General features: G+C 30.6%; 21 protein-coding genes, 1 tRNA gene, 1 other RNA gene and 2 pseudogenes. 15 read left to right on the forward strand and 10 right to left on the reverse strand.

Annotation, left to right across the window (positions count from 1 at the left end):
- Positions 1–3 precede the first annotated feature (3 nt).
- Positions 4–1,011, reverse strand: coding sequence for a Holliday junction branch migration DNA helicase RuvB (gene ruvB / locus ELQ04_RS07320; RefSeq protein ID WP_134224488.1), 1,008 nt, complete (start codon positions 1,009–1,011; stop codon positions 4–6).
- A 90-nt stretch (positions 1,012–1,101) separates the two neighbouring features.
- On the opposite strand from ruvB, the gene ELQ04_RS07325 reads away from it, so the two are divergent.
- The 3 genes and pseudogenes from ELQ04_RS07325 to capC all read left to right on the forward strand — a co-directional run bounded on the left by ELQ04_RS07325 (position 1,102) and on the right by capC (position 4,331).
- A complete protein-coding gene (locus ELQ04_RS07325; RefSeq protein ID WP_002783915.1) occupies positions 1,102–1,512 on the forward strand; it encodes a hypothetical protein in 411 nt (136 codons plus the stop codon).
- Positions 1,513–1,871, forward strand: a transfer-messenger RNA (tmRNA) gene (ssrA, locus tag ELQ04_RS07330).
- A 205-nt stretch (positions 1,872–2,076) separates the two neighbouring features.
- Positions 2,077–4,331: pseudogene (gene capC, locus ELQ04_RS08705) on the forward strand (autotransporter adhesin CapC).
- A 141-nt stretch (positions 4,332–4,472) separates the two neighbouring features.
- Here capC and ELQ04_RS07345 read toward each other — a convergent pair.
- Positions 4,473–6,581 (reverse strand): RNA degradosome polyphosphate kinase, encoded by a 2,109-nt coding sequence (locus tag ELQ04_RS07345; protein ID WP_224379063.1) that lies wholly within the window; start codon positions 6,579–6,581, stop codon positions 4,473–4,475.
- A gap of 163 nt (positions 6,582–6,744) precedes the next feature.
- Here ELQ04_RS07345 and nrfH point away from each other — a divergent pair, with 163 nt between their 5' ends.
- The 4 genes from nrfH (at position 6,745) to ELQ04_RS07365 (ending at position 9,950) form a co-directional block, all read left to right on the forward strand.
- Positions 6,745–7,260: a cytochrome c nitrite reductase small subunit gene (gene nrfH, locus ELQ04_RS07350; protein WP_010891930.1), complete on the forward strand. Its 516-nt coding sequence runs from the start codon at positions 6,745–6,747 to the stop codon at positions 7,258–7,260.
- A gap of 14 nt (positions 7,261–7,274) precedes the next feature.
- Positions 7,275–9,107 carry an ammonia-forming cytochrome c nitrite reductase subunit c552 gene (locus tag ELQ04_RS07355; protein ID WP_002936333.1) on the forward strand — a complete coding sequence of 611 codons (1,833 nt, stop codon included), beginning with the start codon at positions 7,275–7,277 and terminating at the stop codon, positions 9,105–9,107.
- A gap of 135 nt (positions 9,108–9,242) precedes the next feature.
- Positions 9,243–9,797, forward strand: a complete 555-nt coding sequence (locus tag ELQ04_RS07360) for a membrane protein (RefSeq protein WP_002936331.1) — start codon at positions 9,243–9,245, stop codon at positions 9,795–9,797.
- A gap of 63 nt (positions 9,798–9,860) precedes the next feature.
- Positions 9,861–9,950, forward strand: a tRNA-Ser gene (locus tag ELQ04_RS07365).
- Positions 9,951–10,157: 207 nt separating this feature from the next.
- Here the strand turns inward: ELQ04_RS07365 and ELQ04_RS07370 are convergent.
- The 8 genes from ELQ04_RS07370 to ELQ04_RS07405 form a co-directional block, all read right to left on the reverse strand.
- The gene (locus ELQ04_RS07370) at positions 10,158–10,439 is read right to left on the reverse strand and encodes a type II toxin-antitoxin system RelE/ParE family toxin (protein ID WP_002866775.1); all 282 of its coding nucleotides are present in this window, start codon (positions 10,437–10,439) and stop codon (positions 10,158–10,160) included.
- Positions 10,440–10,661: a hypothetical protein gene (locus ELQ04_RS07375; RefSeq protein ID WP_002853781.1), complete on the reverse strand. Its 222-nt coding sequence runs from the start codon at positions 10,659–10,661 to the stop codon at positions 10,440–10,442. It abuts the gene before it with no gap.
- 154 nt (positions 10,662–10,815) lie between these two features.
- Positions 10,816–11,808 carry an enterochelin ABC transporter substrate-binding protein CeuB gene (ceuB, locus tag ELQ04_RS07380; RefSeq protein ID WP_002938643.1) on the reverse strand — a complete coding sequence of 331 codons (993 nt, stop codon included), beginning with the start codon at positions 11,806–11,808 and terminating at the stop codon, positions 10,816–10,818.
- Positions 11,809–11,820: 12 nt separating this feature from the next.
- Positions 11,821–12,576 (reverse strand): ABC transporter ATP-binding protein, encoded by a 756-nt coding sequence (locus ELQ04_RS07385; protein WP_002871403.1) that lies wholly within the window; start codon positions 12,574–12,576, stop codon positions 11,821–11,823.
- Positions 12,573–13,511, reverse strand: a complete 939-nt coding sequence (locus tag ELQ04_RS07390; protein WP_002938648.1) for an iron chelate uptake ABC transporter family permease subunit — start codon at positions 13,509–13,511, stop codon at positions 12,573–12,575. The genes ELQ04_RS07385 and ELQ04_RS07390 overlap by 4 nt, the downstream gene beginning before the upstream one ends.
- On the reverse strand, positions 13,504–14,472 hold the full coding sequence (locus tag ELQ04_RS07395; RefSeq protein WP_002865440.1) for an ABC transporter permease: 969 nt from the start codon (positions 14,470–14,472) through the stop codon (positions 13,504–13,506). The genes ELQ04_RS07390 and ELQ04_RS07395 overlap by 8 nt, the downstream gene beginning before the upstream one ends.
- An 85-nt stretch (positions 14,473–14,557) precedes the next feature.
- On the reverse strand, positions 14,558–15,547 hold the full coding sequence (locus ELQ04_RS07400) for a phospholipase A (RefSeq protein WP_002938651.1): 990 nt from the start codon (positions 15,545–15,547) through the stop codon (positions 14,558–14,560).
- On the reverse strand, positions 15,544–16,119 hold the full coding sequence (locus tag ELQ04_RS07405) for a molybdenum cofactor guanylyltransferase (protein ID WP_002866768.1): 576 nt from the start codon (positions 16,117–16,119) through the stop codon (positions 15,544–15,546). The genes ELQ04_RS07400 and ELQ04_RS07405 overlap by 4 nt, the downstream gene beginning before the upstream one ends.
- 61 nt (positions 16,120–16,180) lie before the next feature.
- Between ELQ04_RS07405 and ELQ04_RS07410 the strand changes: the two genes are divergently transcribed.
- The 8 genes and pseudogenes from ELQ04_RS07410 (at position 16,181) to ELQ04_RS07445 (ending at position 23,787) form a co-directional block, all read left to right on the forward strand.
- On the forward strand, positions 16,181–17,488 hold the full coding sequence (locus ELQ04_RS07410) for an NFACT family protein (RefSeq protein WP_004316936.1): 1,308 nt from the start codon (positions 16,181–16,183) through the stop codon (positions 17,486–17,488).
- 1 nt (position 17,489) lies between these two features.
- Positions 17,490–17,828: a hypothetical protein gene (locus ELQ04_RS07415; protein WP_002852397.1), complete on the forward strand. Its 339-nt coding sequence runs from the start codon at positions 17,490–17,492 to the stop codon at positions 17,826–17,828.
- 8 nt (positions 17,829–17,836) lie between these two features.
- Positions 17,837–18,562 (forward strand): phosphatidate cytidylyltransferase, encoded by a 726-nt coding sequence (locus ELQ04_RS07420; RefSeq protein ID WP_004316937.1) that lies wholly within the window; start codon positions 17,837–17,839, stop codon positions 18,560–18,562.
- Positions 18,559–19,629, forward strand: coding sequence for a 1-deoxy-D-xylulose-5-phosphate reductoisomerase (gene dxr, locus ELQ04_RS07425; RefSeq protein ID WP_134224489.1), 1,071 nt, complete (start codon positions 18,559–18,561; stop codon positions 19,627–19,629). The genes ELQ04_RS07420 and dxr overlap by 4 nt, the downstream gene beginning before the upstream one ends.
- A 1-nt stretch (position 19,630) precedes the next feature.
- The gene (locus ELQ04_RS07430) at positions 19,631–21,025 is read left to right on the forward strand and encodes a M99 family carboxypeptidase catalytic domain-containing protein (protein ID WP_004316940.1); all 1,395 of its coding nucleotides are present in this window, start codon (positions 19,631–19,633) and stop codon (positions 21,023–21,025) included.
- Complete coding sequence (gene tsaD, locus ELQ04_RS07435) at positions 21,022–22,029, forward strand: tRNA (adenosine(37)-N6)-threonylcarbamoyltransferase complex transferase subunit TsaD (RefSeq protein ID WP_004316942.1); 1,008 nt, start codon at positions 21,022–21,024, stop codon at positions 22,027–22,029. The genes ELQ04_RS07430 and tsaD overlap by 4 nt, the downstream gene beginning before the upstream one ends.
- On the forward strand, positions 22,030–22,545 hold the full coding sequence (locus ELQ04_RS07440) for a prepilin-type N-terminal cleavage/methylation domain-containing protein (protein WP_004316944.1): 516 nt from the start codon (positions 22,030–22,032) through the stop codon (positions 22,543–22,545).
- Positions 22,545–23,787, forward strand: a pseudogene (locus ELQ04_RS07445) (DUF2920 family protein). The gene ELQ04_RS07440 and the pseudogene ELQ04_RS07445 overlap by 1 nt, the downstream one beginning before the upstream one ends.
- The last annotated feature ends 97 nt before the right edge of the window (positions 23,788–23,884 follow it).

A 23,884-nucleotide genomic window follows, 5' to 3' on the forward strand; every position in this document is an offset into this window, starting at 1 on the left:
AATTTACTCCTCAAATAAAGTTTTTTCATAGTTTAGTTTTAAAGCACTATAACTTTTTGCACTTGCTATACGCCCTTTTGCAGTGCGTTCTATATAGCCATTAGCTAGTAAATAAGGCTCAATTACATCTTCTATGGTATTTTCATCTTCACTTAAAGCCGCAGCAATACTTGCAAGTCCGATAGGTTTTTGCTTAGCAGCGGTTAAAAGTTCAAGATATCTTAAATCCATCGCATCAAAACCAAGATCATTAACTCCTAAAGAATTTAAGGCCTCATTAGCTCTTTCTTCTGTGATAATCTCTTCATCATTAACATCGGCAAAATCTCTAACTCTTTTTAAAAGCCTTAGAGCTATTCTAGGAGTTGAACGACTTCTTTTGGCAATCTCAAGTGCGGCTTTTTCTTCGCAAGTTTTATTAAGTTTTAAAGCTGCTTTTTGCAAGATGAGGGCAAGTTCGCTATCTTTGTAAAATTCTAATCTAAATTGCATACCAAAACGATCGCGCAAAGGATTGCTAAGCATACCTGCACGTGTTGTAGCCCCTATAAGAGTAAATTTTGGTAAATCGATTTTTATGGTTTGAGCAGCTGGACCACTACCTATGATAATATCAAGGCGGTAATCCTCCATTGCAGGGTAAAGCACTTCTTCGATAGTAGGACTTAAGCGATGAATTTCATCGATAAAAAGTATATCTCCTTCGCTAAGATTGGTTAAAATAGCGGCTAAATCTCCGCTTTTTTCTATCATAGGAGCGGCGGTTGTTTTGATATTTGCACCCATTTCATAGGAGATGATATTAGCTAGTGTTGTTTTTCCAAGTCCTGCAGGACCACTAAAAAGTATATGATCTAAACATTCATTGCGTTTTTTAGCTGCAGCTATAAAGACATTTAAATTTTTTTTAATGCTTTCTTGACCTATATAACCATCAAAATTTGAAGGACGCAATGAAGTTTCGTAAGTTTCATCAAAGGAGTATTTTTCTATTTCTACTATTCTATCCATATCTTTGCTTATATTTTGGAAAAATTAAAATAAGATTTTAGCTAAAATTTGCTAGAATTTACATTAAACTTTAATGATTATGGTTTAAAAATGGGAATTTTAACAAAATTAGAATTAGATTATGAAATTGACGATATAGAAAAATTTTTACAATTTTTTAGAACCATGTGCGATAGGTTTGAACCTTTAATCATCAAGCTTGGAAGCGATAGCGTGCGTTATAAAGAAGCCATAAAAGAGCTTGAAACTTTAGCACACAATACCGCTTGGGCAGCAAGACGCTTAAATCTTGAAGAAGTGACTGATTTTTGTGTATTTTGTGAAGAGATGATGGCGCAAGCAAATCGCTTTAATGGGCCTGCTAGTGATGAATTTACGGATTGGATGCTTTTGATGAGTGATCAATTTGAAAAATATTGTCGTTCATATGAAAATGATGATTCTGTTTTAGCGGTTTTTAATCCTTTAATTGTTAATGTTCCAAATATTATTTCTAAATAAGGGAGCGACTTGGCTTCGACAGGAGTAAGTCTGCTTAGATGGCATGTCGCTTTGGGCAAAGCGTAAAAAGCCCAAATAAAATTAAACGCAAACAACGTTAAATTCGCTCCTGCTTACGCTAAAGCTGCGTAAGTTCAGTTGAGCCTGAAATTTAAGTCATACTATCTAGCTTAATTTTCGGTCATTTTTGATAGTGTAGCCTTGCGTTTGACAAGCGTTGAGGTGAAATAAAGTCTTAGCCTTGCTTTTGAGTTTTGGAAGATGAGCGAAGTAGGGTGAAGTAGTCATCTTTGCTAAGCATGTAGAGGTCTTTGTGGGATTATTTTTGGACAGGGGTTCGATTCCCCTCGCTTCCACCATCATGCTAATTTTAAGTAAATCATAAGTTTATTTCAAATTTTTAGAATTTTTTATATGAAGTTAAGATCGATTTATTACCCTTAAAACTTTGATATATTAAGTTTTATAATTTTTCATTAAAAATTTATAGTTTTATTTTTAAGCTTATTTTTAGGGGGGGGGTATAATTTTTCCTTCAGTTTAAATTTATTGAAGGAGAAACTTATGAAGAAAAATGCTTCGAGCAAGATATTGCTAAGCTTAGGTGTAGCAAACTTTGCTTTATTCAGGTGCTTTTGCAGCAGAGATTACTTTTAACAGTGATAGTGATTTAAATACACACTTTGACATTAATGAAAAAGACAATGTTGCTACTTTTAAAAATGAAAATTATAAAAACAAGCAAGATGTAACTTTTAATATCAGCACTTCAGCTTTTGATGATGCCCCTGAAGATACTAAAATCAACATTGATTTAGGCAATAATTCTTTAACTTTGAAAAACCAAATGGATTATCAAGGCAAAACAGCTGCTTTAGTAAAAAATTTCAATGTAGATGCGAAAAATTTTAAAACTACTGATATAGGACTTAGTTATTTTAATGCAGGAATTATTAATGCTAATTTTACAATGGAAGGTTCAGGTAAAGATTTTGATCTTGGCAATATAGATAAAAATAAAGCTTCATCTTTGTTAATTTTTAATGGTAGCAGAGAAAATACTAACGATACTGTAAATGGCAGCTTAACTGTAAATGGAGACTTTAGCACAACAAATAGTGCTATTGTTTTAATGAAAAGCGATACTTTTAAGGTCAATGGAACAGCAACGCTTAAAGAAACAGGTCTTGGATTTTTATCTCAATCTTATTCTAATTTAGATGTAAATGATTTTATTGCTTTAAGAGCAAAAGACATAAAAACAGATACACTTAATGAAGACACTAACGCAGGAGCTTTGATTTTAAAAACTGCAAGTTCTTATATAAATGAAAACTTGCTAAATGGCGATGATTATGCTGCTTATCTTGATGTTACAGATGATAAGAAGTATGGAGGTGCCTTTGTGGATTATAAACTTAGCCTTAAAAACTGTGGTGGTGATAAATGCTTAGTGATTAATGGAGGTGCTACTGCAGCGGCTAAAAATTTAACTAATCAAATCGCAGTAGATCTTGAAGCTATCACTAGAATCATAGATGGTTTAGATAATGAGCAAGCCAAAGAAGCCCTTGAAAAACAAAAAACTGAACTTGAACAACTCAAACAAGAAGCTGAGAAAAACGGCGGTAAAATCGATGATGAAAAATACGTTGATTTAGTAAATAAAAATTCAAATTTAAATCTTAGTGCTAATGATAAAGCTTCTATCCTAGTACTTCGTTCTATCACAGAACAATTAGGAAGTATAGGAGCAGATTTAGCAAGTAGAGAAGGTGTAAAACTAGCCCTACAAATCAAAAAAGACACAGACAATACAGGTAAATCTGTATCTAATCTCAATTCAGCTTCTAGTGCAGTTAATACCACTATGAATATTTCTAATGATGTTTCTATAGGTTCTCGTGTAGCAATGCTAAACAATCCTTTTGGAACTTATGCTTCTAAAATGAATGGTCTTAAATTTGCTGCTTTAGATAGTGATATGAGACCAAGCTATGTAAATGAATATACCAATAGTGTTTGGGCTAATGCTTTTGGTGGTGCTAACATTATCGATGGAGATAGTGGTGCAATGTATGGTGCTACTATAGGTGTAGATAAACAAGCTAATGATGATGTTTTATGGGGTGCTTATTTTACTTATGCAAACGCTAAAATCAAAGACAATAATTTAGAACAAAAAAGCGATAACTTCCAATTAGGTATGTATTCTACTATCAATGTAGCTCCACAATGGGAACTTAATCTTAAAGCTTATGCTCAAGTTTCTCCAACTAAACAAGACAATGTTCAATTAGATGGTGCATATAACTCAGATTATACAAGCAAATTCTTAGGACTTAGCGCTAATGCAGGCCATGTGTTTGATCTTAGTGATAATACTTTATTTATCAAACCTTTTGCAGGAGTAAATTATTATTTTAGTTATACTCCATCACATACAGAAAATGGTGCTATTGCTAAAAAAATTGATTCTATGAAAAACAATTCTGTAAGTGTTGAAGTGGGTGCCGAATTTAGAAAATATATGAATGAAAACTCTTATATTTTTGTAACTCCAAAAATAGAACAATTTGTTATCAATAATGGTGATTTACACAGCTAACCTAGCTGTAAATAATGCTTTCTTTACTAGTGTAGAAGCCAACAACAAGAAAAAAACTTATGGACAAATTATCGTAGGGGGTAATGTAGATTTTACAAATCAACTCAGTATGAATCTTGGCTTTGGTGCTAAACAAATACTAGCAGGTAAAGTAGATAATAAAAATGAAACTTACTTAAGTGGTCAAGTAGGACTTAAGTATAAATTTTAATCTTAAAAATCATTTCTAAATCTTTTTATAGTTTAGAAATGATTGTTTATTTCTATGGGAAATCTCCTAGGGCTTTATCTTAAAGCCCTTTTTTATAACAAACAAGTAAATAAGTCTTTAGAGTAAAAACCCTAAAAACTTTTAGTTTTCTTTGAAAAGTTTGGAAGCTAAGTGCGTTGCACGACTTTGATCTGTATCTTTTTTAAGTGTTTTATAAATTTTACTTACATATTCTTCTAAGGTTTGTTGAGAATCTATGATTTTTTCAGAAGAAGGAATTTTTTCATACTCTCCATTGTTTTTAAGCTCATAAGCTAAAACATTATCGCTAAGTTGCAAGCGTAAAAATTGAGCTAATTTAGCTTTGCTTCTTTCATCATATATAGGAGTCATAAGTTCTAAGCGACGCTCTAAATTTCTTGGCATCCAATCTGCACTCGATATAAAATAATTTGGCTCACTATGTTTAAAATAAAATACTCTAGCATGTTCTAAGTATTTTCCTATGATGCTTCTAACGCGTATGTTTTTGCTGTATTCTTCATCAGGTTTTAAGCAACAAATTCCGCGTATAATAAGATCGATTTGCACTCCTTCCATACTTGCTTCATAAAGCGCTTGTATGATATCACTATCCACAAGAGAATTCATTTTAGCTACAATCACACCTTCATTTTTCTTGCTTATTTCAATGTGTATCATTTCTAAAACTTTTTCTTTGATTTGATTTGGGCTCATTGAAAGAGTTTGAAGGCGACGATTTTTACTAAAGCCCGATAAGATGTGAAAAAAGCTTGTCGTATCTCTTGCAAATTCTGCTTTGCTTGTAAAATAACTCACATCAGTATAGATTTTAGCACTGCTTGCATTATAATTTCCTGTGCTTAAATGCATATAAAATTTAAGTTTATCTCCTTGTTTGCGTATGACTTGAGAAACCTTAGCGTGGACTTTAAAACCTGTAATGCCATAAATAACATGAGCTCCGGCATTTTCTAAAGCTTTCGCCCAATGAAGATTATTTTCTTCATCAAAGCGTGCTTTTAATTCTACCATCACAGTTACTTGTTTTCCATCGCTTGCAGCATCAATTAAAGCTTGAACTATATTGGAATTTTTTTCAACTCTATAAAGTGTCATTCTTATGGAAATTACTTCAGGATCTTTGCTTGCTTCTTTGATAAATTTATAAACTGGATCAAAACTTTCAAAAGGTTGTATGATGAGTATATCTTCTTTTTCTACAGCATCAAAAATAGATAAATTCTCATCAAAAGGTGGTAAAGTTTTAGGCGTGTAAAGTGGGCTTAAAAGATGCGTAAAGGTTTTATTTCCTGCGATTTGCCAAAGGCTAGGGAGATTGAGTAAAATAGAATATTCATAAACATCTTTATGAAAAATTTTCATGTGAGTATTAAGAAATTCTACGATTTGTTCATCTGCATCTTTTTGAATTTGTAATCTTACAAAAGCTCCTTTTCTGCGAAGCTTCAAGCCTTGTTCTAAAATCATCATAAAATCATCAGCTTCTTCTTCTTCTATTACCATATCTGCATTTCTAGTCACTCTAAATGCTGCTGAAGCTAAGAGTTTATAGCCTGGAAAAATTTCTTCTGCGTGTTGATGGACTATACTTTCTATAGGAACATAAATATTTGCACTTACTTCATAAAAACGAGGTAAAACTCTTGGAATTCTAATCATTCCAAATTTTACAAGTTCAGGATGCGCTTTATCGCAAATTTTAACCGCTAGTGAAAAAGATAAGTTGTTTAAATGCGGAAAAGGGTGAGTAGCATCAACAGCTATTGGAACAATAACAGGAAAAATATTAGAGAAAAAATACTCATCACATTTTTGTTTTAAATTTTCATCTAAATTTTCATAATGTTTTATGAAAAGATTTTCTTTTTCTAATTCACTTGTGATTTCATTAAAATAACGCTCCAAAAGCTCTTTTTCTTGATGTAAGTATTTGCGTATGGCTTTTAATTGTTGTAACGGGGTCATTTCATCGCTACTGCTTGCATTAACTCCAGCTGAAAAAAGTTGTTTTAAGCCTGCGACGCGTATCATATAAAATTCATCTAAATTAGTGCAATATATAGCTATAAATTTTAATTTTTCTAACAAAGGTAAATTTTTAGAACATTGGTCTAAAACACGAGAATTAAAGCGAAGCCAAGAAAGTTCGCGATTGATAAACATATCAGGACTTGTTTGCATTAATTTTTCCTTTTTTAGTTGTATTTTATCATTTATTTTGAAATTATTGAATAAAAGTTTTAAATTTTTTAGGTTAATTAAGAGTAAATATATCTTTAAAATTATATTAAATTCATCTATGTTAGAATCACAAAATTTATTTCTGGGAAATTCTGTGACATTGTTGTTTCATTGAAGATTTTAAGAAATGATAATTTTAAGGAGGAAAATTTTGAAGAAAACTTCGAATCTTTTTACTATTTTTCTTGTTTTGCTTTTTGTTTTCTTTGCGGTTGGGTTTTATACCTTTTATAACGCTAAGGGCACATCTTATTTAAGCAATGCAAGTGAATCTTGTAATAACTGCCATATTATGAATGAAGTTTATAACGAATACATGGCAGGGCCGCATTCTCAAAAAGTCAAAGGCGAACCAAGAGCAACTTGCGTGGATTGCCATTTGCCACATAATTTTGTAGCTAAGTGGATAGCTAAGGCTCAAAGTGGTTTAGGGCATGCTTATGCTTTTACTTTTAAACTTGATGAGTTGCCTACAAATTTGAGCGCGACTGAAAAAAGCAGAAAAATGGTGCAAGAAAACTGCATACGCTGTCATGCAGATTTTGCTCAAACAGCTATCAATGCTACAACAAATCCACATGCAGACAAGTCATTAAATTGTGCTTCTTGTCATAAAGATGTTGGACATAAACACGGAATTTAATAAGGAGAAGATGAATGAAAAAAAATATTTTACGCTTAGGTATTGTCGTTTTGGTTTTACTTATAGCGGGAGTTTTATGGCTAAATAATGATATTAATCAAAAAAAAGAAGATGAAGCAAATAAAAATGCCATTGCAGCAAATGCTGATTTTTCTTTGCTTAGCGATGATGATCCAAATTTTGAAAAATGGGGTAAGGTTTTTCCAGAGCAACTAAAAATGTATTTAACGGTTGAAAAAGAAGAGCCTAAGGCTACTGAATTTGGTGGTAATTTAGCTTATTCAAAATTGATTCGCTTTCCTCAATTAACCATACTTTGGGCAGGATATCCTTTTAGTCTTGATTTCAATGAAGAAAGAGGGCATTTTTGGGTTCAAGTAGATCAAATGAAAACAGCAAGAAACAACAAAGATTTTCTTAATGCCCATGGACTTGCTGCTTTTAAAGGTCAACCTGCAGCTTGTATGAATTGTCATAGTGGATGGACTCCATGGCTTATAAAAAATGTTGCTAAAGGAGATTTTACTGCTTTTAACTCTACAAATTATTGGACTATGATTAAAAATATCCCAGCTGTTGATGGTATAGTAGAAAATTCACCTGAACATGCAGGCCCACATGGTGGTAAAAGAATGGGTGTAACTTGTGCAGATTGTCACAATCCAAATGATATGAGTTTAAGACTTACTCGTCCAGCAGCTATTAATGCTTTAGTTTCTAGAGGATATGAAAAAGATCCAGTACAAGGCGTAAAAGCTACAAGAGAAGAAATGAGAACTTTAGTTTGCTCTCAATGCCATGTTGAATACTATTTTAAACCAACAGGGGAAAAAGTAAAAGTAATGGGTGAAACTATTGTAGATGATAGTTCTAAAAAATGGTGGAATGGAACTCAGAAAAATTATGATGAGTATGAGTTTTGGAGAGATGGTAATAAAGCTAAAGAGATTGAAACTGATGGTATAGTTTTAACTTTTCCTTGGAGTGAGTGGAAAAAAGGACAACCATTTAGAATTGAAATGCTAGATGATTATTATGATAAAGTTCGTGGAGTATTTGGAGCTGATTTTACTCATAAATTAACAGGGGCGCAAATTATTAAAATTCAACACCCAGAAAGCGAACTTTATAGTGGCGGTGTGCATGCTGCAAATGGGGTAAGTTGCGTGGATTGTCATATGCCTTATGTTAGAGAAGGAGCTAAAAAGGTTACTCAACACAACATCACTTCTCCTTTAAGAGATATTAACTCTGCTTGTAAGTCTTGTCATAAACAAAGTGAAGATTATTTAAAAGCTCAAGTGCTTGACATACAAAACAGCGTTGCACATGATCAAAGAACTGCAGAGTATGCAATTGTTAGTTTGATTATGGATACTAAAAAACTACGCGATGAACTAGGTAATATGGAAAAATTCCAAAGCGATGGAAAAGCTGATGCGAAAAAAATTAGCGAAGAGTTAAAAGAAGTTTTAGAACTTCATCGTAAAGCCCAAATGAGAGCAGATTTTGTTAATGCTGAAAACTCAACTGGTTTCCATAATCCTCGTGAAGCTTCAAGAATGTTATTGCAAGCTGTTGATATGGCAAGAATGGGACAAGCTAAACTTGTAGAAATTGCAGCGGCAAATGGAATTAAAGATTTTAAAACTTCAAATTTAGGTTTTGAAGATATTCAAAAATTTAATCCAGGAGAGCTTTATTATAAAGTAGATGTTAATAATCATAAAGCTGGAGAGCGTTACTATGCAGATGAAAAAGATGTTAATGGTAATCCTCCAAAAGAACTTTTAGAGCATGATAAAGAGCTTGCTCCTTATAATTATCAAGTGATTGATAAAAAATAATTCTTAAGCCCTATAAATCATGGGGCTTTTTCTTTTTTTATTTTAAAAAATATAAACTTTTTATTTAAAATTCACTTTTGCTTCACTTTGTTTTGTCAAAATATCACAAATTTTGATAATCAAAAAGGAGTTAAAATGATCAATAAAAATAAATTGTTTAGACAGGTTCATATCTATCTTAGTTTGTTCTTCTTGCCTTGCGCTTTGCTTTTTGCTTTAACGGGTATAGCATATATTTTTGGTATTAATCAAGATGTGGGCTTAAAAGTTGAACAGTATCAATTGTCAAAAGTTATAGAAAGTGGTAAAGAAAGAGAAGCTTTAATAGAGTTTTTAAAAACAAATGGTTTAAAAGTACCATCTAATACAAATATAATTAAAAGTAAAGATAAAGGTATAACAATAGGTGGAACTCATTATAGTGCTAATATAACTCAAAATTCTACTAATGAATACAATATTACCTTAAAAACAAGATCTTTACTTGGAGATATGATTATGCTTCATAAAGATAAGGGTGCTTGGTATTTTTCTGTGCTTAGCGTAGGTTTTGGTATTACTTTATTTATGCTTTATATTTCAGGGCTTATGATTACTTTGTTTGCAAATAAAAAAGATAGAAGTAAACAATTTGCAGTTCTTGGAGTAGGGGTTGTTGTAACTTTGCTTTTGGCTTATCTTAGCCTTTGATTTTTCTTAGCTTTTTAAGCTAGGTATTATTTATTTTTTTGTATAATCACACTTTACTTTATTGGACAGATGGGTGAGCGGCTGAAACCACACCCCTGCTAAGGGTGCAGATCTTAACGGGTCTCGAGGGTTCAAATCCCTCTCTGTCCGCCACTAAAACTTTCTTGAAAATTCCAAGTATTTATATATCAACATTATATATTTGAAAAAAAGAATAATCTAGAACTATAATAAATAAATATTATTCTAAAATTGGAAAATAATCCATTAGAAAATAAGATATTTTGGAATTATTTAAGAAATTAGATGAAAAAGAATGCTAATATGGAAGTAAGAATTCTAAAAAAATAAAATATAAAATCAATCCCAAAGATTACTTTTATATATGCCTAAAATCACAATTTCATTTTTACTTTTATCGATAAGATAAGGGATAATATAACCTTTAAAAATCAAATCTCTTATATTTTCATTATCAAAAGACAAAGATTTTCTATTTTTATAAGGCATAAAAGAAAGATTTTTACAAATTGAATTAATATCATTAAGAAATTCTTTAGCATAAAAAGAACTATCTAATTTTATAAAATTAACAATATGCCTAAGCTCATTTTTAAATTTAGGAGTTGGAACAATTTTCATTTATTCTAAATCTTTTCTAATATCATTAAAAGTTTCATCAAAATCTAAAGTCTTTAATTTATCTTGCTTGTAAAGTTCTATATCCTTTTTATAACCATCAATTCTTATTTTATGTTCTAAATAACTTAAAGCAAGTTCTAAAACTTCTTTTTCACTTAAATTGTTATCTTTACAATAATTGGTTAAAAAATGTTGAGTTTCTTTTGAAAATTCTAAGTTCATTTGTTACTCCTTTTTAAATATTTATTATAACATAAAAACATTTTTTATTTAAAAAAAGGTTCAAATCCCTCTCTGTCCGCCACTAAAACTTTCTTGAAAATCCCAAATATTTTATTAAGTATTAAAGCAAGAGACTAGCCCTTGCGAGGTTGTATTATTTTACAGCGTTTTTGATTTCTAAAATCATAGTTTTTAAAGACTCTAGTCCATTTCCACTTGCTAAATACCAGTATTCTGGATCAAGATAGATGATTTTTTTGTTTTGTGCTGCTTTGGTTTTAGCGACAAGTGCATTATCGAGTATGCCTTGAGCACGTTCTTTGTTGCCTACGATGACATTTCTATCAACAACAAAAATATAATCAGGATTTTTTTCTAATATAAATTCAGAGTTGATACTTTTGCCGTGAGTGCCTACTTTTATATTCTCATCTACTGCATTAATCCCCAAAACATCGTGAATAATCCCAAAGCGAGATTGAGGACCAAAGGCTGAAATTTTGTTAGAATTTGTAAGAATGATAAGAGCTTTTTTGTCTTCATCAACTATACTTTTGGCTTTTTCAATTTCATTTTTAATATCTGAAATTTTTTCCAAAGCTTCTTTTTCTAAACCATAAAGTTTTGCAACGCTTAAGACATTGTTTTCAAAAGAGCTTAAAAAATTTGTATTATCAAGACCTACAAATAAAGTTGGAGCTATTTCTTTTAATTTGTCATAAAATTTACTTTGGCGTCCAGAAATGATGATAAGATCAGGTTTTAAAGCATTAATGGCTTCAAAATCAACTTGTTGTACTCCACCTACACTAGGTTTGTTTTTAAATTGTTGTAGGTATTTTGGTAAATTTTTAGCAGGAACGCCCGCGACTTTATCGTTTAATTTTAAAGCATCAAAAGTATCTAAAATTCCAAGATCTAAGATCACTACCTTAGAAGGATTTTTAGGGATTTTATTTTCTCCTAGACTATCCTTCACTAAAAAACTATCACCCTCATCACTCATGCTAATAGGCAAAACTTTCACTGTAGCAGTGTTGGTTTTTGTTGTAGAACTTGCGTTGTTTTCATTTGAATTTGAATTACAAGCTGTTAAGATTAGACTTAAAAAAAATGCAAAAAATGCAAAAACTAAAGATTTTTTCATATTTTCTCCTTTTTAAAAATAAATACAAATTTTCTTACCATCAATTTGACTTACAGGTATATCCATATCATAAATTTGTTTTAAATTTTCTTGATTGATGATTTCATCTTTTGAGCCTTGTTTTAAAAGCTTCCCATCTTTTAAGGCTATGATTTCATCAGAATAAATCGAAGCAAAATTAATATCATGTAATACAACAGCTATACTTTTGTTAAAGTCTTTGACTAAATTTTTCATTAGTTGCATGATTTGTACACTATGCTTCATATCAAGATTGTTTAAAGGTTCATCAAACATTATAAATTCAGTATCTTGAGCGATGATCATGGCTATAAAAGCTCTTTGTTTTTGTCCGCCGCTTAATGTATCTAAAAATTCATTTCTTAAGTTGCTAAGTCCCATGTATTCTAAAGCTTCATTGATTTTGATTTTATCGTTTGCATTAAGTCTTCCTTGAGAATGTGGAAAACGCCCAAAAGCGACCAATTCTTCAACTTTTAATCTTAAATTGATATTGTTTTGTTGTTTGAGAATGGAAATTTTTTGTGCTAAGATTTGCTCTTTATAGTCTTTTAAATTCATTCCATCGATATAAATTTCTCCACTACTAGGTTTTATTAAACGACTTGCTAGAGCTAAAAGAGTGGATTTTCCAGCGCCATTGGCTCCTATTATAGAAGTGATTTTGCCTTTATGAAAATCAAGGCTAAGATCTGAAATAATGGCTTTATTATCATAAAATTTGGTGATATTTTTTAGTTTAATCATAATTTATTACCCTTTAATACAAGATAGATAAAATATATCCCACCTAAGAAATTAATAACCACGCTTATAGTGGCATTATAATCAAAAACTCTAGAGACAAAAAACACCCCTCCAAGCAAAGCTAAAATGCTAATGAGTATGCAAGCACTTAGTAAAATACTATGCTTTGCAGTTTTAAATAGCTCATAAGTGATATTTACCACCAAAAGCCCCAAAAAGGTTATAGGACCTACAAGTGTGGTGCTAATAGAAGTTAAAATAGCTATGATAATCATCAATTGTTTTGAAATTTTTTGATAATTTATCCCTAAATTTATCGCTAAATCTTTGCCTAAATTTAAAGGATCTAAAAATTTCATATAGCGAAAAATCCATATAAAACTTAAAAAGCTAATGATATAAGCAAGAATTAAAACATCAAAAGCAATATTATCAAAACTAGCAAACATTCTTCCTTGTATTACCATGAATTCATCAGGATCGATTAATACTTCAAAAAAAGAGCTTAAAGTGCTAAAAAGTGTTCCAAAAACTAAGCCTAAAAGCATTATAAGATAAATACTTCTATCGCTACTAAATAAAATTTTATAAAGTCCTAGTGAAAAAACCACCATACAAACTAGAGTGATTAAAAAATTGATATCGTTTTTATAAACACTTAAATTAGCTGCACCAAAAGAAAAGATAAGAGCACTTTGAAGTAACATATATAAAGAATCTAATCCTATGATGGCAGGGGTTAGAATTTTGTTATTGCATAAAGTTTGAAAAATCACTGTTGAAACAGCGATGCAAATAGCCACTATAATAATAGCTGCAATTTGTAAAAAACGACTTTTTAAAGCATACTCATCAAAGCCATTTAAACCCACAAGTATAAAAATCCCTATCATACCAAGTGTTAAAAAGCTTAAAATCAGCATTTTTTTACGCATAAACTTTCCTTTTTAGCAAAAGAAAGATAAAGATTAAAGATCCTAAAACACCTGTAGTGATACTTAAAGGCATTTCAAAAGGAAAGATGACAAGTCTTGAAATGATATCGCAAACAAGTAAAAACAAAGCTCCACAAAGTGCTATATAGATAAGATTTTTTCTAAGATTATCACCTAGATAAAGAGCTACTAAATTTGGGATAATTAATCCTAAAAAAGGGATAATCCCAACGCTTACAATCACTAAACTAGTGATAATGCTTACAATCATCAAGCCTAAAAATAATATCCCATTATAAGAAATTCCAAGATTTAAAGCTATATCTTCGCCCATGCCAACTATGGTAATTTTATGAGCCAAAAAATAAGCAAGTATAAAAAGTGGTAAAGAAATGTAGAGCAATTCATAATTTCCCTGCATAACATTTGCCATACTACCTTGTAACCAGCCTTGGATATTTTGTATATAATTTAAAGCATAGGCAAAAAAAGTAGTTATAGCACTAATAATGCCTCCAAACATCAAGCCTATCAAAGGTACAAAAATCACATCTTTGAGTTTGATTTTTCTTAAAATTTGGATAAATATAAAAGAACCCAAAAGTGCAAATATAGAAGCAATGATAGCTTGAGTGAAAAAAGACGCTCCAGCAAAAAATATTAAAGAAATAAGTATGCCAAATTTAGCACAATCCATGGTCCCTGCTGTAGTTGGGGAAACGAATTTATTTTGCGTGAGTTGTTGCATGATAAGCCCGCATATACTAAGACTCATTCCTGTGAGTAAAATTGCTATAAGTCTAGGAATTCTTGTGAGAGTTATGATTTCTAGTTGAGTGGAGTTAAGATTAAGAATATCTTTTACATTGATACTGATAACTCCTATAAATAAACTTATCATTCCAAAAAATAAAAGTAAAGCTATAAGCACTTTTAAACTCAATATATGCTTAAAAAACAAATCTTTCCTTATAGTAATAATAATTATCAAAAATGAAATTGTAATGAAATTTGTTTTAAGAAATGATAAAACTACAAAGGATATTTTAGTAAGAAATCAAAAATCCAGTGGAAAGTCTTTGCAAGTGTTTGTTATAGTCTATAAGGCTTTCTCCATAGCCATTAAAGTATTGTAAATACCAATAAATTCCGTTATTAAAAATATCATATCCTAGATCAACCTGTATAGCACCTTTGTTATCGTGGAATTTAAGATTGTTTCTTAGCATAAGATTGATAAAATAATCATCGCCCAAATACGCTAAATTCACATCAAAATTTCCCATATAATGCAAGATGGCAGGATTGTCATCATCTTTTTTGCTTTCAGGAATTCTATACCAAAGGCGTGGAACAAATAAAAATTTATTATATAAAATAGCCGTAGATACATAAATTCTATTCCATGAGCGAGATTGTAAATTCTCATCTCCCTTGCCATTGCTTTCATGCAATATACCTATGCGTAGATTGTTAAAAAATTCATAATCTTTAAGATACAAAGGAAAATCTATAAAAAATTCTGGTTGATAGTTGGTTTCTCTAAAAGGAGAAGAATGCTCATAAATTTGCCACCAAGAAGTTTGAGTATAGGCTATATAATATTTTTCATCTAGTCCTAGTAAATTTTCAAAAAGTCTTTTTTTAACACTAAGTTGGAATTTTGCCTCACTCTTATTATTATTTACTCCTAAAGAATTAAAACTATAAGTAAAAGGTAAAAAATAATTCATCTTATAAGAGCTAATGCCAAGGGGATTAAAGCTTTCATTTTCACCAAGATAATTAGCCAAAGCTAAGCGAGAAAAGTCTTGTTTTTCTTCTTTTTTTATAGTGATAGAATTTTGCGTTTGTGTTGCTTGGCTTGAGTTATTTTGTTCTTGAGAAATCAAAACAGATGAATTTTTTAAAGCGAGTTTTTTGTAAATTTCCATAGCTTTTTTATAATCGCCTTGTTTTTCATACTCTAAAGCTTGTTGTAAATCACTAGCCCATATAAAAACACATAAGCTTAAAAATAAAGCAATTTTTCTCATCTTAACTCGCTTTTAAATTTTTCATATTCTTCATAAAAATTAAGATTTAAAAAAGCATCTTCATCTTCAAATTCTACAAATTTGGTTTTAATCTCAGAAAATAAAAGTCCTATTTTTTGTTCATTTTTTTCTAAGAAATTTTTACAAGTTTGAGCTAAAGAGCTGTGATAAAAGCCGCATAAGGGATGTTTATGCAAAGGAGTTTTGGCTATGATTATTTTATAGTTTTGCTCTAAAAAAGGAAGCATTTTTAAAAGCTCATTTTCACCTACTTTAGGACTATCCACACTTAAAACAAAAACAAATTCATTTTTAAAATTTGAAAGTATAGAGTAAAGCGCAAGCATAGGAGAGTAAACTTCAAATTCTAAAGAATCTTTTATCAAGCTAAAATGGTTTTCAAATTTGTCTTCTTTCGCACTCACATAGACATTTTTAAAAATTTTAGAAAATTTCTCTACTTGAAATTGAGTTAAATTTTGATTTTTAAGAATCAATTTGCTTTTATCTTGTCCCATACGACTAGATTTGCCACCACATAAAATCACGCAATTTAGCTCATTAAGCTGCACAAATTTCCTTTTTTAATGTAATTCTACCACAAATTCGCCAAAATATTTTATAATTTCTTTTATGAAATACACAGAACTTTTACAATTGCAAACTTTTTTTTCTCAGTTTAAAAAAATCGATTTTATCAAGCGTATCAATGACAATATTTTGGAATTAAGCTTTGATAGAGAAAGATTTATTTTTGATCTCACTCGTGCAATGAGTGCGATTTATACAGCTAAATTTAATGCAAAAAATTATAATGCACCTTTTGATTTTATGCTTAAAAAGTATTTTAGCAATGCTTTTATAAAGGAAGTTAAAGTCCTTGAAGGCAATCGTATTTTATGTTTTAGTGTAAAAGCTAATAAGGCTTATAAAAGCTATGAGAGCAAAATTTATTTTGAATTTACGGGTAAAAATACCAATGTTATTCTTACAGATGAAAAAGATTTGATCATAGAGGCTTTAAGGCACATTGATAAAAGTTATCGTGTTGTAAAACCTAATGTGATTTTAGAGCCTTTAAAGCCTTATAAAATGGATGAAAATTTTGAGGAAATTCAAGATTTTGCAGATTATTTTTCTCGCAAATTTACAAGCATTTATGAGAGTAAAATCAAACAAATAAAAAATTTAAAACTTGCACAAGTGGATAAAAAAATACAAAATTTACAAGAACTTTTTTCTAGTTTAGATGAAGAAAATTCTTTACTCTTAAAAGCTTTAGAATACAGAAAAAGGGCTGATGTATTGTTTGCAAATTTGAGTGTTTTAAAAGATTATGAAAGGGAATTTAAGCTTGATGATTTTGAAGGCAAAGAGCTTGAATTTAAGCTTGAATTTAGTCCTAAGCAAAGCGCTAATTTATATTATAAAAATGCTAAAAAATTAGAACAAAAAGCTAAAAATTTAAACATACAAAGACAAAATTTAAAAGAAAAGTTAGATTTTACCTTGAGTTTGAAAGAATTATTGCTTCAAGCTAAGAGTGAGATAGAGCTTGAAATTTTACTACCTAAAAAAAATAGCAAAAAAAATCAAGATTATAAACAAGAAGATCTTGTGGCAAATTTTTATTACAATGAGTTTAAAATTTGTGTGGGTAAAAATGAAAAAGGCAATGAATTTTTACTTAAAAATGCTAAAAAAGATGATTTATGGCTTCATGTAAGGGATATTCCTAGCGCACATACTTTGATTGTATCAAACAAGCAAAAAATCAGCCTCGATGTGATAGAATTTGCTGCAAGGCTTTGTGTAAGCTTTTCTAAGTTAAAGAAAGGTTCGTATTGGGTCGATTATACCTTAAAAAATTTTGTTAAGGTTCAGCAAAAGGCGTTTGTAAATTATACAAATTTTAAAAGTATTAATATCACAAAGGATTAAAATGCCAGTTAGCCCTTTAGGAAATATCAATTATATAAATCAGAATATGGCCTATCCAGCTACACAAGCAAGCAATGAGCTTGCAAAAGAAGGTTTTGCAGCTACGCTAAATATGGCTGAATTTAATGAAAAAGAAAAAACTTTAAACAAGCTTGAAAAAGTCAATGAGACTCATGAAATCAAAGAAGAGATCAAAGAAAAAGCCGAACAAGAAGAAAAAAAGAAAAAACACAATCAAGAAGCTAAAACCAGCGATGATGAGAAAAATGAAGAAGATGAGTCTAAAGATCCAAATTTTAAAGACGCACAAAGCATTCATCGCCTAGATATTAGTATATAAGGAAAAATATGTTTAATACAACTAGAATTATTTCAGCTCTTGTGATGATAGGGGCTATTATTATTATCGCGTTGATTGATCAATTTTTTATCAATTTTATCGTTTTTGCGGTTTTATTGTATTTATCTTTTAGTGAAGCAAAAAAACTTTTTGCTTTAGAAAATATTTCTATTATCCCTTTGGCTATAGCTTTTATTTTGGGAAGTTTATCGCATAAAGCTTTGCTTTTTGGGATTTTAGCTTTGTTATTAGTTGTTGGATATTTGGTTTATAAAAAGGCTTCCTTAAAACCAGCTCTTATTTATATTTATCCTAGTTTGCCTATTTTAGCACTTTGGCAAGTGTATTTAGATCAGGGTATGTTTGCGCTTTTTTGGCTTATCATTATCGTTGCAGCTTGCGATAGTGGGGCGTATTTTATCGGAAAACTTATGGGTAAAACTCCTTTTTCTCCAACAAGTCCAAACAAAACCTTAGAAGGTGTTATAGGTGGCTTGATTTGTGCGAGTGTTGTAGGAACTATTTTGGGAGTTTTTGTTTATAGTTTTTGGCTTTCTTTACTTTGTTCGTTTTTTGTAGCGATTTTTGCAGTGATTGGAGATTTACTTGAGAGTTATTTTAAAAGAGAAGCAGGTGTAAAAGATAGTGGAGATCTTATCCCTGGTCATGGGGGCGTGCTCGATAGAATCGATGCAGTGATCATTGCTGCTTTTGTGATGGTTACTTTTTTATGATACTTTTTGGAAGCACGGGCAGCATAGGAGTAAACGCTCTTAAACTTGCTGCTTTAAAAAACATTCGTATTTCTGCTTTAGCTTGTGGGGATAATATCGCTCTTTTGAATGAACAAATCGCAAGGTTTAAACCCAAATTTGTTGCCATAAAAGATTCAAAAAATAAGCATTTAGTTAAACACGATAGGGTTTTTATAGGGCAAGAAGGTTTAGAGCAAATTTTAACAGAATGTCAAGATAAGCTTTTACTCAATGCCATTGTAGGTTTTGCAGGACTTAAAAGCACTTTAAAGGCTAAAGAGCTTGGCAAAAGCATAGCTTTAGCTAACAAAGAAAGTCTTGTAGTAGCTGGGAGTTTTTTGAAAGGGGTTAAATTTTTACCCGTTGATAGTGAGCATGCAGCTTTAAAATTTTTACTCGAAGGTAAAAAAAATATAGCAAAACTTTATATCACAGCAAGCGGCGGAGCTTTTTATAAGTATAAAATCAAAGATTTAAATCAAGTCAGTGTCAAAGATGCTTTAAAACATCCTAATTGGAACATGGGAGCAAAGATCACTATAGATAGTGCGACTATGGCAAATAAGCTTTTTGAGATTATAGAGGCTTATCATTTATATGATTTTAAAGAAATTGATGCTTTAATAGAACCAAGATCTTTAGTGCATGCAATGTGTGAATTTAAAAATGGAGCTAGCACGGCGTATTTTTCAAAAGCAGATATGAAACTAGCTATTTCAGATGCTATATTTGAAAAACAAGATACGCCTATTTTAGAGGCTATTGATTTTAGCAAAATACCTGCTTTAAAATTTCATCCAATCAGCACAAAAAAATATCCTATTTTTAAGCTTAAAAATGCATTTTTAAAAGAGCCAAATTTAGGTGTTATCATCAATGCTGCTAATGAAGTTGGTGTTTATAATTTTTTAGAAAATAAAAGTGGATTTTTAGATATCACTAAATGCATTTTTAAAGCCCTTGATCATTTTGGAGTACCTAAAATTTCAAGTATAGAAGAGGTTTTTGAGTATGATTTTAAAACAAGAGAGTATTTAAGGAGTTAAAATGAAAATTTTTTTAACAATTTTATTTTTTATAACAAGCATTTTTGCTTTAGATCTAGACTTTAGCGTAGGAGAAAATGGAAAAAGTCTAGATGATAATAATACAGTTTTAATTTTTGGTGGAATTCAAGGTGATGAGCCTGGTGGATTTCATGCGGCAAGTTTGCTTTTGAGTGATTATAATATCACCAAAGGTAAGATTATAGTGGCTCCAAATTTAGCTTTTGATAGCATTATCAAGCGTTCGCGTGGGAATAATGGGGATTTAAACCGTAAATTTGCAAGCATTAGCCCAAAAGATCCTGATTATAAAACCGTGCAACGCATTAAAGAGCTTATTTTACTTCCTGAAGTTAGTATGGTGATCAATCTTCACGATGGTTGGGGTTTTTATAAACCTACTTATATCGATGCGATGCAAAATCCTAAGCGTTGGGGAAATTCAAGCGTGATTGACACAAGTGAAATCAATGCAAGCAAATACCCTGATCTTGAAAATATCGCCACTCAAACCGTAAATAGTGTCAATTCTTCACTTGCTGATCCAAAGCATGCTTATCATCTTAAAAACACCAAAACCCAAGAGCTTGGCGATACGGAAATGCTTAAAGCTTTAACTTATTTTGTGATTTCAAATCACAAAGCCGCTTTTGCAAATGAAGCAAGTAAAAATCTGCCTGTAAATTTAAGAGCTTATTATCATCTTTTGGCAATTGAAAATTATTTAAAAACCGCAGGAATTGAATTTAGCAGAGATTTCGAACTCACTCCGCAAGGAGTTGATAAAGCCATAAATAAAGAGCTTGAAGTAAAACTTTTTGATGATAGAATTTTACTTTCTTTAAAAAATCCAAGAAAGGTTATCAACTATGTGCCTTTTCCGGTAAATAAAGAGTTAAATTATAACACAAGCAATGAACTTACGGCTGTTATCGCAGAAGGAAATTCTTTTTATATCCAATATGGCAATCGTTTTCAAACAAGATTATATCCTGAGTATTTAGAATTTAGCGATGCTTTTAATGAGGTAACTTTTCAAGTTGATGGCAATGAAACCACAGTTCCTTTTGGAACCAAGGTAAAAGTAAAAGAGAATTTTCTTATTCCAAAGATAGCTAATGTGCGCGTAAATATCATAGGCTTTGATCACTCAAAAGATGAAAGTGGTATTTTAGTTCATAAAAAAAATATGCAAACACAATATTCTTTAGATATGGCAGGTAAAATTTATAGAGTGGAATTTTATGAGTTAAGAGGGGCGAATTTGCAACAACTTTTAGAAGCAAATACCAATAGCAAGTTGATCAAAAATGCTAAAAATTTGGATTTAAACACTCTTAAAATGGCAAGATCAAAAGATAAATTCTTAGGTTCTATTTTAGTGGAATTTGAATGAAAAATCTTATCCTAGCTATAGAAAGTTCTTGTGATGATAGTTCTATAGCTATCATTGATAAAAACACCTTAGAATGTAAATTTCATAAAAAAATTTCCCAAGAATTAGATCATAGTATCTATGGGGGAGTGGTGCCTGAACTTGCTGCAAGACTTCATAGCGAGGCTTTACCAAAGATACTTAAGCAATGTAAAGAGTATTTTAAAAATCTTTGTGCCATAGCTGTGACAAATGAACCTGGACTTAGTGTTTCTTTGCTCAGTGGAATTTCTATGGCAAAAACCTTAGCAAGTGCTCTAAATTTACCCTTAATCCCTATAAATCATCTTAAAGGTCATATTTATAGTCTTTTTTTGGAAGAAAAAATTTCTTTAGATATGGGAATTTTGCTTGTTAGTGGTGGGCATACCATGGTGCTTTATCTTAAAGATGATGCAAGCTTAGAGCTTTTAGCAAGCACAAATGATGATAGCTTTGGAGAAAGTTTTGATAAAGTGGCTAAAATGATGAATTTAGGTTATCCTGGTGGGGTCATCATAGAAAATTTAGCAAAAAACGCCAAACTTAAAAATATCTCTTTTAATATACCTTTAAAGTATTCTAAAGAACTTGCTTTCAGTTTTTCAGGGCTTAAAAATGCAGTGCGTTTGGAAATTTTAAAGCATGAAAATTTAAATGAAGACACAAAAGCAGAAATAGCTTATGCCTTTGAAAATACAGCTTGTGATCATATCATGGATAAATTAGAAAAAATTTTTAATCTTTATAAATTTAAAAATTTTGGCGTTGTAGGTGGAGCTAGTGCAAATCTTAACTTGCGTTCGCGTTTGCAAAATTTATGTCAAAAATATAATGCAAATTTAAAACTAGCTCCTTTAAAATTCTGCTCTGATAATGCTTTGATGATAGCAAGAGCTGCGGTTGATGCTTATGAAAAAAAGGAATTTGTAAGCATAGAAGAAGATATTTTAAGCCCTAAAAATAAAAATTTTTCAAGGATATAAATGAAAAAAGCTTTTACCATATTAGAACTTGTTTTTGTGATTGTTATTTTAGGAATTTTAGCCGCTATTGCTTTACCAAAAATGAGTTCAAGTAAGGATGAAGCTGAAGTTAGTAAGTCTTTAAATAACCTTAAAACTTTGATCAACGATATAAGCATTTATACTTTAAAAAATGATCATTTAAGCTCTATAAAAACGATGAGTAATGTAAGCGGGGTTGAAAATGTTGATCTTAGTAATTTTAACGGTATAAAAGAAGTAAATTTTCGCGTAGGTGATGATAAAGAATGCTTAAAACTTGTTTTTATAAATAAAGCTGATTTTATACTCATGGGAATTTCAAGCAATGAAGCAAGTAAAAATGCCATCATTAATGCGGCTAATCAAAGCCATGAAGATTTAGAAAATATAGACTTTATAAGCTCTTCTAGTAACAAAGCTTGCGTGATCTTAAGTAAGAATGAAAATTTTAAAAACCTAGCGAGTAAAACTTATCTTTTAATAGGGGGAATGTAATGATAGTGAGTAAAACTTATGAGATTGACTCTTGTGATGATGTAGAACTTGGTATAAAAAGAGAATCAAAGCTTGAATTTAAGCTTTGGTATGATGATGAAAAAACACCTGAAGCCTTGGTGTTTGTGGTGCAAGGTATGGGCGATGATATATCATCGATCCAATATGTTGGTGATTATATGGTAAGGCAATTTAATACTGCTGTAGTTGGAGTAAATTATCATTGTATTGGTAATCGTCCTCAAACAGGCTCTACTTTTTATTTAGATGATATAGACAAGCTTATTTTAAAAGTAAGTTGTGAAGCTGCGGATATCAAGCTTCCTTATGATGTTGATAAAATTCAAGATTATAAACAAATGAGTGAGATTTTTCATTTTGTAAATAATCAAATAATTGAAGGCAAGCAAAAAGGTAATTTTACACCAAATTATTTTTTAAATTTACATGCGAGTTTGCAACCTGCAAAAAACGAATATCAAAATTTTGGAATCATGCAAGCTCAAGATCTTTTAAATGTCACACTTTACCTTAAAAAACATGCTCCTTTTGATACTATGGGGGGGGGGTATACCAGTTATTATGATAGGTAGTTCTCATGGGGGATATTTAGCACATTTGGCAGCTAAGATTGCACCTTGGTTAGTAGATGGAGTGTTGGATAATTCTGCATACGCTAAGTTTTTATGGAGAGTTGTAGGTTTTGGAAAGGAAATAGATTTTATGCAGTATAGTGAATTTTCTACTTTTGATTTTTTCCATCATATCAATACACACTGTTCGACAAAAACTTTTTGGACAAGTAATTCTTCATCGCCTCGTTTTTTTTCTCCCGCAAGAAGAAAAATTCGAAATCTTTTAGAGGAAGATCATCTTTTAGAACAATCAAAATGTTTGAAAACTTGTTTTGTAAGTTATCATTCATTATATGATGAGTATGTTTCTTTAAAAGAAAAAACTATGCTTTATGAAGAGCTTGAGAAACTTGGCTTTGATGCAACTTTGTGTTCTATTACTAAAGAATCTCAAGTTGATGGAAAATTTATTAAAAACTTAAATCATGGCATGGGAATTCCAGTAAAACTTTTGATTAAAAAAGAACTTCCTTTAATGTTAGAAAAAATAAAACAAAATCTAAAAAAAGATTGCAAAGAAAAATATATCTCTTATCCTTGTGAGGATTTGTTGTATCAATTTAGCGAAAAAGATGACAAAATATTGTTAAAGATAGATAAAATTTAAGGAAAACTTTCATGACCATACTAGAAAAAAACATACAAGCTTTATTAAGTGGGGTAAATGAACCCTTAGGAAATAAACTTTTAAATTTCATACAAAA

The sequence above is a fragment of the Campylobacter sp. CH278 genome, assembly GCF_004378845.1.
Classification (GTDB): domain Bacteria; phylum Campylobacterota; class Campylobacteria; order Campylobacterales; family Campylobacteraceae; genus Campylobacter_D; species Campylobacter_D jejuni.